This is a genomic window from Nonomuraea sp. NBC_00507, assembly GCF_036013525.1.
Lineage (GTDB): Bacteria > Actinomycetota > Actinomycetes > Streptosporangiales > Streptosporangiaceae > Nonomuraea.
On the sequence record NZ_CP107853.1, the window covers coordinates 8549391 to 8562199 of the forward strand.

Here is a 12809-nt window from a genome sequence, read left to right on the forward strand (position 1 = left end):
TACTATTATCCATCGCATCTATTACAAATGTAGTAGATTGCGGACTATGTCGCTACCCTCGTCCGCTCAGACGCCGGTCGTGTCGTTGCGGGTCATGGAACTCCGTGACCTCCCCACCGTCGTCGGCCTACACCGGGCCGACCTGTCCCGAGGGTTCTTCGTCGAACTCGGGGACAAGTTCCTGAGCCGCTACTACCGCACCTTCCTCACCAGCCCCGCGGCGGTCGCGCTGATCGCCGAGGTCGACGGGGAACGCGCCGGATTCCTGGTGGGCTGCACCGACGCGGCCGTACATCATCGGCACGTGATCCATCTGGAGCGGTGGCGGCTGGCCCGTGCCGGTGCCACCTCGTTGCTCCTGCGGCCGGCCTTGACGGCGAAGTTCGTACGCACTCGGGCACAGCGGTACACGCGCGGCATCAAGCGTGCACGCGATCACCAGCCGGTCAGCACGACGGAGTCCCGAAGAGTGGGTGTGCTCAGTCACATCGCGGTGCGTGATGACCTGCGACGCCACGGCGTGGGCCGCACTCTGGTCACCGCATTCGTGAACATCGCCAAGGTCCACAGTGTCGAACGCCTCCAACTGCAGACGGCCGCGGACAACGTCTCAGCGCAGCGGTTCTATGAGCACCTCGGCTGGAAGCAAGAGACAGAGGTGCAGGACCCCGACGGCAAGATGTGGATTTCTTATGTGCTGGAGCCGCGATGAGGCTCGCGGCGCTGTGCGCCGGATTGATGATCGCGCTGGCAGGGTGCGGCCTGTCCGAAGCCATGTCGCGTACTCCGGCGGATTCGGGTGCGGCACCGCGCGCTGCGACCACCGGCCCCTCCGTTTCTCCTTCGGAGAAGGAGAGGCCCGCCTTGCCCGAGGTCACACCGTTCACCGTCGCCGCGGACGAGCCGGCCCGCCCCGTCAAACGAGCGGCCGTGGCCTTCCTGGAAACGCTGTTCAACTATCCCCAAGGGGGAGGAAGCCTCGCTGCGAGCCGTGAACGCCTGGCCGCCCGCGGGCTGCCCGCACAGAACATCGCGACGGCCAAGGCGCTGCTCCACGAGGACGCCACTGGCGCACTGCAAGTCGTCTATCCCCAACTGGGCGGCCTCACCGCGACCAGTTCCTCGATCATGACGGTGGTACGGCAGGCGGTACTACGCGACGGCAAACTGACGACCAGTACGCGCACGCTCGATGTCAGGCTGGCCAAGCGCGGCGGCATCTGGGGGGTCACGCGGATCGCCTCGACGGGCGGCAGGGCGACCAAGGCGGTGGGTACCAGCGCCCTGGCCAGGCAGGTTCTGAGTTCACGGAAGATCGTTCTGCCCGACACCGCGCGCTGGGACATCCAGGCGGGGCGCGTCGACGACCGAGTCTTGCGCATGCTCCTCCGGCTGTCCCGCGATCACAAGCTGTCGGTGTGCGTGCTGTCCAACGGCCACCCGGCCAACGTCTACGGCAGCACCTCCGTGAGCAACCACACCCGCGGGCGCGCAGTCGACATCTGGACCATCGACGGCAAGCGGGTCGCCACCTACGCGCGACAACCGGGAGACGCGCGGAACCCGGCACGCGTCCTCATGGAGAGAGCCTTGAGGTATGGTTCCGACGAGGTCGGCGGCCCGTGGTCATTCGCTACCCGGGACGGCGGCACGTTCACCAACACGGTGCACGAGGATCACCTGCACATCGGCTTCAAGCGGTGAACCAGGCGGCTGGAAAGGAGGATGGAGGTGTCACGCCGCAGACTGGGTCAGTTGGAGGCCGAAGTGCTCGCGGTGCTGGCCGGAGCCGACGACTACCTCTCCCCGGCCGAACTGCGCGAGCGGCTCGCGGGCACGCCGGCACACACCACCGTCAACACGGTTCTGTTCCGGCTCCTGGACAAGAAGATGGTCGAGCGCCTCCCGCGCGGGCGGGGGTTCGTCTACCGACTGGTCGCCGACGAGTCCGGCCTGGCGGCCGAGCGGATGTTCGCCCACCTGCGTCTGGCCCACAATCCCTCCAGCGTGCTCAGCCAGTTCGTTCAAGGACTCAGCGCATCTGAGGAAGCCGCGCTCCGCGCGTTCCTCGACGAGCGCGGAGAAGGCACGTGAACAGGGGGAATTTATGAGCACCGAAGCCCTCCTGCCTGCGACGCTGCTGGCGACGGTGAGCCTGCTGTTGGGATGGCACCAGCCGCGCCTGCATCCCTCCTGGACGGCTCGCCTCTTGATCGCGCTGTCCGCGACCACCGCGATGACCGTCTTCGGCACATTGGGCTTCGTGATCCTGATCGCGACGGCGCAACCGCCTCCCAAGGGCCCGGCTCAGGCCGTGCTACCCGGGCATGGCCCGATTCCCCTCCCCGCGGCCGTCGTGGCCGCCATCGTCATGGCGTTGATGGCGGCCGCGATCGTACGGCTGGGCTGGCATCGGCAGCGCGACGCCAGACACGTGCGGGCGCTGGGTCGTGGCGTGGTGGCGGATGACCGGCCGTTCGCTCTGGCGGTCCCGGGCCGCAGCGGAGGCGTCGTGGTCTCCACCGCGCTGCTGGGTCTGCTGTCGGGACGGGAACTGAGGGTCGTCTTCCAACACGAGGCGGCTCACCTCAGACATCGCCATCACCTGTACCTGGCGATCAGCTCGGTGGCCGTCAGGATCTTCCCTCCCCTGGCCTATACGCACCGGGCACTTCGCTTCGCCCTTGAGCGCTGGGCAGACGAGGATGCCGCCGAGGCGGTGGGAGACCGGGCCCTCACAGCGCGCACGATCGCCCGCGTCGCGCTGGCCCATCCCCGCCCGGCGCCCGGGGGCTATCCGGCGCTGACGGATTCCCACGTGGTCCGGCGCGTCCAGGCCCTGCTTGAGGAGACGCCCCGCGACAACAGCCTCGCGGGGCCCATCTTGCTCAGCGGCACATGGGTGGCCACCGGCGGCGCCGTCTCATCGGCCCTGCAACTCCACCACGCCGCCGTGCTGCTCGTCTTGTTCTGATCAGTGTCCGCGGGAGCTCAGAGCGTCCACTCGCGCCGTCTCGCCGGTGCGGGCCGGCAGGACGTCGTAGAGATGGATGGAGGCCCTGCGAGACCACTCCCGTCCCGGGCGCGGCCGACGCACCCGGTGAACCAGACGCACTCGTCCGGTGGCCAGCAGGCGTTCATGCTCGACAGGGCACAGGTAGACGATGCGCAGCCAGCGCGGGTTGGTGTCGACGGAGGCCAGCAGACGGTCGATGACCGTGTCGAACGTCTGCCCGGTGAACGGGTTGAAGAAGAACGCCATCGTGACGTCGTCGGGAATGTCGTAGTCGAGCACGTTACCGTTCACCAGCTCGACGTTCTGGCAGAGGAACCGGGGACGATTGCGTTCGACGTTCGCCTGTGCGATCTGGTGCAGGTCCCGGCTCAGTTCGACGCCTATGACGCGCCGAAACGGGTAGTGCGCGGCGGCCTGGAAGACGATGCGGCCCATCCCCGACCCGAAATCGATGAACACGTCATCGGTCCGCACCCATTCGGGGGGAATGGCACGGCGCAGCACCGACCAAGGGGCCGGCGAGTAGCCGTGCTGCTCTGCGTCGGCGATGCCGAGTTCCTCTGCCGGGATGATTCCAGCAGTGTGGATCCCGTGACGCCGCTCGAGCACCGAAACGAGCCTGTCGCGGCCGAAGGACCACAGCGGCATCACGACGGCATCGAGCAGGCCCATGGCGAGTTTCTCCGCGATGGACTGATCGGCCGTCGTCAGCCTGAGCCGTTCTCGACGAGGTGTACGCCTTCGCTCCATTGGCCGACCCACATTCTCTCGCCAGCTACTAGATATCATAGTAGGTAATCTGAGCAAAGCATGACTCCAGGACAGGCGGAGAGGCAAGGGCCGAGAGGAAATATGAGCGGGCTGCACAAGGCGTTCTTCGGACTGCTGTCTCTGGCGGGTCGCCGGGCACACGGTCTGCTGCTGCGCTGTTACTTCGACATCTGGCATCTGGTGCCCGACCCGTGGAACCACGCCACCAGCACCTACGAGCGGCAGAAATACACCACCACGCTGGCCTGCGTGCCGAAGGGGAGCTACCTGCGGATCCTGGACGTAGGTTGCAGCGAGGGCACCTTTACTCTGCTCGCCTCGGCCACCCATCCGGGCGCGGAGACCGTCGGCGTGGACATCTCCCGTCGTGCGATACGGCGGGCGGCGCGGCGAGCCCGCGATAGCGGGGCACAGGTCGGCTTCGTCAGGAAAGACGTCCTCAACGAGTTCTTCGAGGACCACTTCGACCTCGTCTTCTGCGGCGAGGTCCTGTACTACTTCGGCAGAACGGGCCGCCAGCGGGATGCCGTGGTGCGCCTGGTGTCGCTCGTCGAGCCCGGCGGGCTGCTGGTCCTCACCCATGCGGCGGACCAGGCACAACGGCTGCATCCCGACTTCGACGACCATCCGATGCTCAAGAAGGTCGACGAAGTCCGCGCCGAGGGTTACACCGTCTCCGTCTACCGTCACGCGGATCCTGACGGCTCCCGCGACAAGCGCAACTGAACGCGGCACAGGACTTACCCAAGCTACTATATCGACTAGTAGAATCTGGGCTATGCGCGATCCACGGCTTCGTGCTGCAGCCGCAGCGCCGGCCATCCTGGCTCTTGTCGCGTCGGCATGCGGACAATCACAATCCTCCTCAGCACCCGACCCCGACGATCCGGGAATTGGCCTTACCGTCTATGAGTCCCGGAACGGCGGTGGCGACTTCACCGTCGTCTTCCCGCCGGCGGTCTCATGAGGGCTCCCCGGCCCAACCGCCGTCGTAGGTCCGGCGGCTTCATGAGCGTCCTGCGCTCGCCGCTCATGCTCATTCCGTCCGCTGTCGTCATCGTCGCGGCGCTCGCCTACGCCGTGCCCGCCATCGCGCTCGCCGGGAAGGTCCCTCCCGGCACCCGGGTAGACGGCGTCGACATCGGCGGGCTGCCACCCGAGTCTGCTCGTACCCGCCTCGAAGAGAGCCTGAACAGGCGGTTGAAGCAGCCATTGACGTTGATCGCGGCCAACAAGCGGAAACAGCTCACGCCCGCGGACCTTGGGCTCGGCTTCGACGCGCAGGCGACGGTCGAGGCAGCGATGGAGGGTGCCACCACGCCGACAGGCATTGCCCGTTCCCTCTTCGGCAGCCGGCAGATCCGTCCCGTGGTCACTGTGGACGAGCAGCGGCTCGCCGCCGGACTCGCCGGCCTGGCCAAGTCCGTGGACAGGAAGCCGGCGGAGGGCGGCATCCGCTACCAGGGACTGGAACCGCGAGCCACACTGCCCAAGCCGGGCCGCACATTGGACCTCGACAGCGCGGCAAGAGCCGTACGGGCTGCCTTCGTCGCCGGCCGTACCTCCGCCGAGCTGGACGTTCAAGTGACGCCACCCGCCCTCACCGCCGCGCAGATCCGGCGCGTCGCCGCCACCACCGCGCGCACGGCGGTCGCGGCTCCTGTAACAGTCGCCAGCGGCGGCAAGGAAGCCACCGTGTCCAGGGAGCAGTTGGCCGCCGGCCTCCGCTTCGTCTCTGACGGCAAGGGCGGTCTGCGGCCCTCCTTCAACGCCTCTGAGGTCAGCGCGGCCCTGGCCAAGACCTTGGTGAGCACTGCGCCGGAGGACGCCTCCTTCAAGATCGTCAACGGCAGGCCTCAGGTCGTCCCCTCACGGGCGGGCCGTGGCGCCGACGTCGGGGCGCTCGGTCGGACGATCAGCGAGGCCGTGGCTGCGGGCAACCGGCGCGTCGAGCTGCCCGCGGTGGCGCGGCAGCCCAGGGTGACCACGGCCGAGGCGAAGAAGCTGGGTGTCAAGGAGAAGGTGAGTTCGTTCACCACCCAGCACCCGTGCTGTGCCCCGCGCGTGACCAACATCCACCGCATCGCCGACATCGTGGACGGCTACGTCGTGCAGCCCGGGGAGACGTTCTCGCTCAACGGCGTGGTTGGCAAGCGGGACAAGGCGCGCGGCTTCGTCGAAGCGCCGATGATCCTCAACAACCGCTTCGTCAACGACGTCGGGGGCGGAGTGTCACAGTTCGCCACCACCATGTTCAACGCCGTCTTCTTCGGCGGCTTCGAAGACGTCCAGCATCGCGCCCACCAGTACTACATCTCCCGCTATCCGGCAGGGCGCGAGTCCACGGTCTCGTATCCCCAGCCGGACTTCCGCTGGCGTAACGACTCGCCGTACGGAGTGCTCATCAAGACGTCGTACACCGACACGTCCATCACCGTGCAGTTCTGGAGCACCAAGCGCTATGACATCGAATCGCAGAGTTCGGGGCGCTACAACGTCAAGCCCATCACCAGCCTTACCGACTCGGGGCCTGACTGCATTCCCATGGGAGGCGCGGAGGGGTTCGCCATCGACGTGTGGCGCATCTTCAAGAAGGACGGGAAGGTCATACGCAAACAGCGGTTCCATACCGTGTACGACGTCGAGCCCCGTCTCACCTGCACGAAGTCCTAGTGCGCTGATTACTATGAGTTGATATTTGCATACTGAAAGTGAGATAGGCTGATCCATGTGATCGTGAGCACTCACTGGAGCAGCGGCGTGCGGAGCGCGTTGTTCGTGGCGCTCACATTCCTTGCCGCGTTCCAACTTGTGCTCTGCAGCTTCGCGCCGCACACGCATCGCGGCCACCCTCAGCACGTCATGCATGAGGCCGATGCCCCGCTGGATCATGAGGAACACGGGGAACACCACGACCACCACGTGACGTCCTGCGAAACCCCCGCCGTCCAGCCTGCCCCCGTGATGGCTCCGTCTCCTGGCACAAGACTCGCCCCCGCCATCCCGCACCGTCCGGACGACTCCGCGGTGTCCCGGCCAGCGGACAGCGCGCCGCCGCTGCCGGGAGCCTCCCTACTCACAGTGGTCTGCGTGTCACGGGTATAGCCGCGCCCGGCGCGCGCCGGTCCGGCCGCGCCTGCCGTCCATCCAGGCACCTGTGACAGTGGCGAGGACCCAACATCATGAACACCACCCATCGGCGTCAGCCTGCCCGCATGTGGGCCGGCCGCTCATCTGCCGCCGCTCTCGTCGGCGGAACGCCCGTCCTGTGGATCGCCGAACTGCGGGGCCAGCGCGGACGCGGCTTCTGGGCCAAGCTCGAAGGCCACAACCCCGGCGGCATCAAAGACCGCCCGGCGCTCCACATGATCCGCCAGGCCCGCTGCCGCGGCGAGCTGCGACCGGGAGCCCCGATCATCGAGTCCACCAGCGGAACGCTCGGCCTCGGTCTCGCACTGGCCGGGATCGTCTACGGGCATCCGGTCACCCTGGTCAGCGACCCAGGCATGGAGCCGCTCATGCACCGGCTGCTCAGCGCGTACGGGACGCGCATCGAGACGGTGACGTATCCGCACCTCACCGGCGGCTGGCAGGAGGCCAGGCGCGAGCGCGTGCGTGATCTCCTCCGGGACAACCCCGGCGCCTACTGTCCGGACCAGTACCACAACCCGGACAACGTCAGCGCCTACGATGCCCTGGCACGCGAGCTGGCCGAGCAGCTCGGCCACGTCGACGTGCTCGTGTGCAGCGTCGGCACGGGCGGACACAGCGCGGGCGTCTACCGAACGCTTCAGCGGCTCAGCCCGGGCGTGCGACTGGTCGGCGTGGACACGATCGGCTCCACGATCTTCGGCCAGCCCGCCCGCCCTCGTCTGATGCGCGGCCTGGGCAGCAGCATCTACCCGAGCAACGTCGCTTACGAAGCTTTCAGCGAGGTCCACTGGGTAGCGCCCGCGGAGGCGGTGTGGGCCTGCCGCCGCCTCGCGGCCGGGCGCTATGCCACGGGCGGCTGGAGCGTGGGCGCCGTCGCGCTGGTCGCCTCCTGGCTCGCCAGAACGGAACCACCTGACAGCACCATCGTCGCGGTCTTTGCCGATGGGCCGCAGCGCTACTTCGACACGGTCTTCAACGACGCCTATTGCGCTCGCCACGACCTCCTGGACCGCGAGCCACCGCCCGCCCCTGCCCGGCTGGCCCATCCGGCAGAGGCGGAGGCGCAAGGCTGGACACGCTGCACCACGGTGACCGCGCCGGCCGAGGCGGGCCGGTGAAGGGGACGGTCGCGCAGGTACGTTCGTTCAACCGGCCGATCCGGCTGTTGATGGTGAACCAGCTCACCATCAATATCGGCTTCTACATGCTGATGCCTTACCTCGCGACCTACCTGACCGAGGATCTTGGGCTAGCGGTGTGGGTCACGGGCCTCGTCCTCGGCGTGCGGAACCTCAGCCAGCAGGGCATGTTCCTGGTGGGCGGGAGCCTGGCCGACAGGGTGGGATACAAGCCCATGATCCTCGCCGGGTTGGTGCTGCGGACGGTGGGGTTCGCCATGCTCGGGCTGGTCGAGGCCGTGCCCGCGTTGATCGTCGCGTCCGCGCTCACGGGACTGGCGGGGGCGTTGTTCAACCCGGCCGCGCGCGCCTATCTGGCTCAGGAGGCGGGCGAGCGCAAAGTGGAGGCCTTCGCCGTCTTCAACGTGTTCTACCAGTGTGGCATCCTCGCCGGGCCGATCATTGGCCTGCTGCTGGTGGAAGCCGCGGCCTTCCAGGTCACTTGTCTGGTGGCCGCAGGGCTGTTCGCGGTGCTGGCCGTCGCGCAGGTGAAGGCACTGCCCGAGCGGCGGGGCAACGCCGAGGGCGGCCTGATCAAGGATTGGCGGGAGGTTGTGTCCAACAGGCCGTTCCTGCTGTTCGCCATGGTGATGACCGGTTCGTACGTGCTCAACTTCCAGATCTACCTGAGCCTGCCGATCGAGGCGCGCCAGGCTGCGGGCGGGGAGCTGGGGGTCGCCCTGCTGTTCGCGCTCTCTGGCGGCGTGGCGGCGTTCGGGCAGGTGGGCCTTACGCGGTTGGTCAAGGAGCGGTGGGGGCCTGAGCAGGCGATGGAACGCGGCCTGTGGCTCATGGGAGCCGGCTTCCTGCCGCTGGCCGTGCCGCTTCCCGAGGGCGCCGCGCTTGCCGCCGTGTTGGTGACCGTGGTCCTTCTGACGCTGGGAACGATGATCGTCTATCCGTTCGAGATGACCGCGATTGCCAGGTTCGGCGGAGATCGCCTGGTCGGGACCTACTACGGCTGCTACAACACCATCTCGGGGCTGGGCATCGCGGCGGGGAACCTGGGCATCGGCGCCGCCCTCGACGCCGCCCGGTCGCTTGCACTGCCCGCCCTGCCCTGGTGGGGGCTGCTCGGCCTGGGCTGGGCCTGCGCGGCAGCCTTGTACGCGCTGAGGAGAACGGGGAGGTTGCGCGTTCAGGCGGCCGCCTTGGACGGATCCGTTAGAAGCTCTGGATGAGTTCGGCGGCGAACGCCGACGTGTCGGTGAGGAAGCCGATGTGGCCGCCGGGAAGCTCGACCACGTCGCGGCCCAGGCGCCTCCCCAGTTCCATGGTCGCCTCGTAGCACGGGTGGCCTCGCGATTCGCGTCCGGCTGCGGGAGTGATGCGGTCGGCGTGCGCGGCAAGCGCGGCGACGTCGATGGGAGCCGGCGGGTATTGGCGTAGTTCGTGCTCGAACCAATAGGCCGCGTTCGCGTCGTTCCTGGGGGCGTTCGCCATGTGCTGGTGGTCCGAGGACGCGAATGTCCGCTCCCTGAACATCGTCATCGCCGCCTCGGATCCTGAGCGCCGATAGAGGTCATATATCTCGGAGAAGAAGCCGATCCATTTGTCTCCGTCGGAGAGCAGTCGCATGGCGGGCGGCTCATGTGGGATGAGGGTGCGGACGGCGGAGGGGTGGCGGGCGAGGAGTTCCAGGGCGACGGTCGCTCCGGAGCTGGCGCCGAAGACGATCGCCGGCCCGGCATCCAGGTGCTCGATCAGGCGGTGGGCATCGTCGGCGTCGGTTTCGAGGCGGCGGTCATAGTCCTGCGGACCCTCGAGAAGGCTGCGGGAGAAACCTCGGCGATCGTAGATGGCGACGGTGTATCGGGCGGCCAGTTGTTGGGTGACCGCCCGGTAGACGTCGGCCACGCCGGGCGCTCCCGTGATCAGGAGCATAAGCGGGCCGCGGCCATGGCTCTCGTAGTAGAGACGGGCCCCAGGGACTTCGAGCATGCTCATCTGCCTTGCTCTCCTAGCTCACAGGATTTTTACGATACATACTGTATAGATGCGATACAGTGCGTTCAAGACAGAGGCATGGTGCAGCTCTATGACAGCTACTCCGCACGGATCGCGAGATGACCTCTACATCGGCCCGCTGCCCTGGGACATCGGCCGCCCGCAAACGGCTTTCCTCGACCTCGCTCAGACCGGCGCCCTCCGGGGCCGGGTGCTGGATGTCGGCTGCGGCACCGGCGAGCACACGCTCATGTGCGCCGCACTCGGCCTCGATGTCACTAGCGTCGACCTCGCTCCCAGAGCGATCAGCATCGCCCAGGCCAAGGCACGGGAGCGGGGGCTGACCGCGCGGTTCCTCCGCCACGACGCGCTGCGGCTGGCCGAGCTCGGGGAGTCGTTCGACACCGTGCTGGACTCTCTGCTGTTCCACATCTTCAGCGACGGCGACCGGGCCTCCTACGTCGACACCCTGCGCTCGGTGACCAAGCCGGGCAGCAGGCTGTTCCTGCTGTGCTTCAGCGACCGGCAGCCGGGCGCGGGTGAGTACGGGCCGCGGCGCGTAACGCGGGAGGAGATCGCGGAAGCGTTCGCCGACGGCTGGAAGGTCGACTCGATCATCGCCGCCGCGATCGACAACACCGTCTTCCCCGACGGCGTTCTGGCCTGGCTCGCCACGCTCAGCCGAATCTGACCCTGGAAGGAAAGCGATGCCAACCACCGCGCACGTCACCACCGAGCGCGCCAGCCGATACCTCGTCCAGCTCTGCCGGCACGCCGCCCAGATGGGCCACGGCTTCCCTGCTCACCCCGGCCGCGGACCCCACATGGGCGGCGAAAGACCCAAGAACATCAAGGCCGAGTGGTCGGAAACCGACGGGACTATCACCGTCGACGGGGGAACCTGCGTCCTGCATGCCACCCCGGAGACGTTGACGCTGCGGGTCGAGGCCGAGGACGAGGAACGGTTGCAGCGCATCCAGGCCCTCGTCACCAGGAACCTCACCAGGATGGGCAGGCGTGATGACCTGACCGTGGACTGGACTCGGCCCGACCCGGTCCCTGAGCCCGTCACGACGGTGGTGGAGTCCGTGCCGCGCCGAGGAGGACGGCACGCCCTGCTCGGCCTGGTGACGGCCGCCGTCCTGGCTGTGGCCGTGCACGCCGGTCTGGCCGCGGGCGTGCTCGCGATCCCGCAATGGGCAGCTCTGGGCCTGGACGCCATTCTGCTGATCGTGCTGGTCAAGGTCGCCCTCATCGCCGCGCCTGTCTGGCGGCGCCGCCGCGCGTCCTCCAGAGCGAGCTGAAACCGGCTCAGCCGACCCGCAGCCGGCCAGCGTGAGCGCGCCCTGCGCTCCTGCGCCGTCCCTGCCGGACCACCCGAACGACCTCTCCGCCGTCGGCAAGCCGGTCGAATGACCTTCTGGCAATGATGAAGGCGGGAACCGCACCCGGTTCCCGCCTTCTTCACCGTCAGCGTGCGGTGCTGAACAGGAACGCGCAGTCCTGCACGGCCTCCATACGATGCCGGCGTTCGGGCATGACCAGCAGATCGCCCGGCAGCCCGTCCCACGTGTCAGGCCCGGCGACCAGCCGCACCCGCCCGCGCAGCACGTGCACCGTGACCTCGCCAGGATGCTCGTGTTCGTGCATGTGCTCGCCCTGCCGCAACGCCATCACGGTCTGCCGCAGCGAACGATCGTGTCCACCATGGACAGTGGTGGCACTGCGACCACTGCCCGCCTCACGGGCACGCGTGAGCTGGTCGCGAACGAGCTCAGTCAACGAGACCTTGGTCATGACTGCGGTGCGCGACGGTCTCGCCGAGCCTCCAACTCCTCCGGGCTGACCGGGATCAACATCGGCTGCCCAGGCGCGCAGAACATCGTCACCACGAACGCCGACTCCTCATCAGCGAGGTGGTTGCCGTCCTGGTAGTGGATCACGTCCCCACCGGGCTCCCAGAACGCGTCACCAGGCCGGAGAACCCGCGCGGGTTCGCCTTCGAGCTCGAAGTTGACGGCGCCCTTGATCACGTACCCGTAAGCGGGCCCCGAGTGCCGGTGCGGCGGCGCACCAGGGCTGTTCGGCGGCAACGTGACCAGGAGCGTCATCGCCTCGGCCCCCTCCGGCGCAGGCGGCGCCCCCGGCACGGTGCCGACGACGTCGATCTTCGGCGGTGGCCCGCTCTTGTCGGGGTTCTCCAGGTGGTGAGCGTGCGCTTGATCGGTGCTCATCAGGATTCCTTCCGGAAAGTGGCCGGCTCGATCCGGCGTGCACCAGCTCAGACCAGACAGCGCCCCGATATGTGACAACGCCCTGAACAGTGCGCCTGCCGGAACCCTCACCCGCACAGTTCAAGCGGCATGTTGGCTATTCGTGGTCAGTAGGCACCGTCTTCGGCGTCGAATGCGGCGCGAAGGTCCGTCGCGTCCCCCACCGCGAGACGCACCCGCCCGGCGTAGCGCACCAGCCGCTGCCGGGCCCGCCGGATCATCGCGGGGTCCAGATCGACCGCGTCCACGTGAGCGGCACCGAACTGGTCAAGGATGAGCTTGGTGCCGTAGCCGCTTCCACAGCCAATCTCCGCTACCCGCCCACCCGGAGTACGACCGCCCAGCCGGATCAGAAGCGGCGTTTCGTACCACCGCTGCAGGGCTCGTCGGATTGGGTTGTTGACCATTAAGGTTTCAACCTGATTCATGAGCATACGCACCTCCTTACCTCCCGCGCCCGGTCTAGGCGGC

General features: G+C 67.7%; 15 protein-coding genes. 10 read left to right on the plus strand and 5 right to left on the minus strand.

Annotation, left to right across the window (positions count from 1 at the left end; translation table 11 throughout):
• Positions 1–46 precede the first annotated feature (46 nt).
• From OHA25_RS41215 to OHA25_RS41230, 4 genes are read left to right on the plus strand one after another with little or no spacing between them, the layout of a single operon-like run.
• Positions 47–712 (plus strand): GNAT family N-acetyltransferase, encoded by a 666-nt coding sequence (locus tag OHA25_RS41215; RefSeq protein WP_327582329.1) that lies wholly within the window; start codon positions 47–49, stop codon positions 710–712.
• Positions 709–1704: a hypothetical protein gene (locus OHA25_RS41220; RefSeq protein WP_327582330.1), complete on the plus strand. Its 996-nt coding sequence runs from the start codon at positions 709–711 to the stop codon at positions 1702–1704. Before OHA25_RS41215 ends, OHA25_RS41220 begins: the two co-directional genes overlap by 4 nt.
• A 21-nt stretch (positions 1705–1725) precedes the next feature.
• Positions 1726–2094, plus strand: coding sequence for a BlaI/MecI/CopY family transcriptional regulator (locus tag OHA25_RS41225; RefSeq protein WP_442941946.1), 369 nt, complete (start codon positions 1726–1728; stop codon positions 2092–2094).
• A gap of 13 nt (positions 2095–2107) precedes the next feature.
• Entirely contained in the window at positions 2108–2974 is an 867-nt protein-coding gene (locus OHA25_RS41230; protein WP_327582332.1) for a M56 family metallopeptidase, read from the plus strand.
• Here OHA25_RS41230 and OHA25_RS41235 read toward each other — a convergent pair whose 3' ends face one another.
• Positions 2975–3766, minus strand: a complete 792-nt coding sequence (locus tag OHA25_RS41235; protein ID WP_327582333.1) for a class I SAM-dependent methyltransferase — start codon at positions 3764–3766, stop codon at positions 2975–2977. It abuts the gene before it with no gap.
• Between the two features lie 102 nt (positions 3767–3868).
• Here OHA25_RS41235 and OHA25_RS41240 point away from each other — a divergent pair, with 102 nt between their 5' ends.
• From OHA25_RS41240 to OHA25_RS41255, 4 genes are all read left to right on the plus strand, one after another.
• Positions 3869–4513: a class I SAM-dependent methyltransferase gene (locus OHA25_RS41240; protein WP_327582334.1), complete on the plus strand. Its 645-nt coding sequence runs from the start codon at positions 3869–3871 to the stop codon at positions 4511–4513.
• Between the two features lie 282 nt (positions 4514–4795).
• Positions 4796–6460 (plus strand): VanW family protein, encoded by a 1665-nt coding sequence (locus OHA25_RS41245; protein WP_327582335.1) that lies wholly within the window; start codon positions 4796–4798, stop codon positions 6458–6460.
• Between the two features lie 509 nt (positions 6461–6969).
• On the plus strand, positions 6970–8058 hold the full coding sequence (locus OHA25_RS41250) for a PLP-dependent cysteine synthase family protein (RefSeq protein ID WP_327582336.1): 1089 nt from the start codon (positions 6970–6972) through the stop codon (positions 8056–8058).
• Complete coding sequence (locus tag OHA25_RS41255; RefSeq protein WP_327582337.1) at positions 8055–9299, plus strand: MFS transporter; 1245 nt, start codon at positions 8055–8057, stop codon at positions 9297–9299. Before OHA25_RS41250 ends, OHA25_RS41255 begins: the two co-directional genes overlap by 4 nt.
• On the opposite strand, the gene OHA25_RS41260 is transcribed toward OHA25_RS41255, so the two are convergent.
• Positions 9283–10065, minus strand: coding sequence for an alpha/beta fold hydrolase (locus OHA25_RS41260; protein ID WP_327582338.1), 783 nt, complete (start codon positions 10063–10065; stop codon positions 9283–9285). The genes OHA25_RS41255 and OHA25_RS41260 overlap by 17 nt on opposite strands.
• A gap of 91 nt (positions 10066–10156) precedes the next feature.
• Between OHA25_RS41260 and OHA25_RS41265 the strand changes: the two genes are divergently transcribed.
• Together OHA25_RS41265 and OHA25_RS41270 are read left to right on the plus strand one after the other, a co-directional pair.
• The gene (locus tag OHA25_RS41265; protein WP_327582339.1) at positions 10157–10756 is read left to right on the plus strand and encodes a class I SAM-dependent methyltransferase; all 600 of its coding nucleotides are present in this window, start codon (positions 10157–10159) and stop codon (positions 10754–10756) included.
• Between the two features lie 16 nt (positions 10757–10772).
• A complete protein-coding gene (locus OHA25_RS41270) occupies positions 10773–11369 on the plus strand; it encodes a DUF2218 domain-containing protein (RefSeq protein WP_327582340.1) in 597 nt (198 codons plus the stop codon).
• Positions 11370–11535: 166 nt separating this feature from the next.
• Here the strand turns inward: OHA25_RS41270 and OHA25_RS41275 are convergent, their stop codons facing one another.
• The 3 genes from OHA25_RS41275 to OHA25_RS41285 form a co-directional block, all read right to left on the minus strand.
• Positions 11536–11847 (minus strand): LuxR family transcriptional regulator, encoded by a 312-nt coding sequence (locus OHA25_RS41275; protein WP_327582341.1) that lies wholly within the window; start codon positions 11845–11847, stop codon positions 11536–11538.
• Between the two features lie 11 nt (positions 11848–11858).
• Positions 11859–12299, minus strand: a complete 441-nt coding sequence (locus OHA25_RS41280; protein ID WP_327582342.1) for a cupin domain-containing protein — start codon at positions 12297–12299, stop codon at positions 11859–11861.
• Positions 12300–12445: 146 nt separating this feature from the next.
• Positions 12446–12772, minus strand: coding sequence for a class I SAM-dependent methyltransferase (locus OHA25_RS41285; protein WP_327582343.1), 327 nt, complete (start codon positions 12770–12772; stop codon positions 12446–12448).
• Positions 12773–12809: the final 37 nt, after the last annotated feature.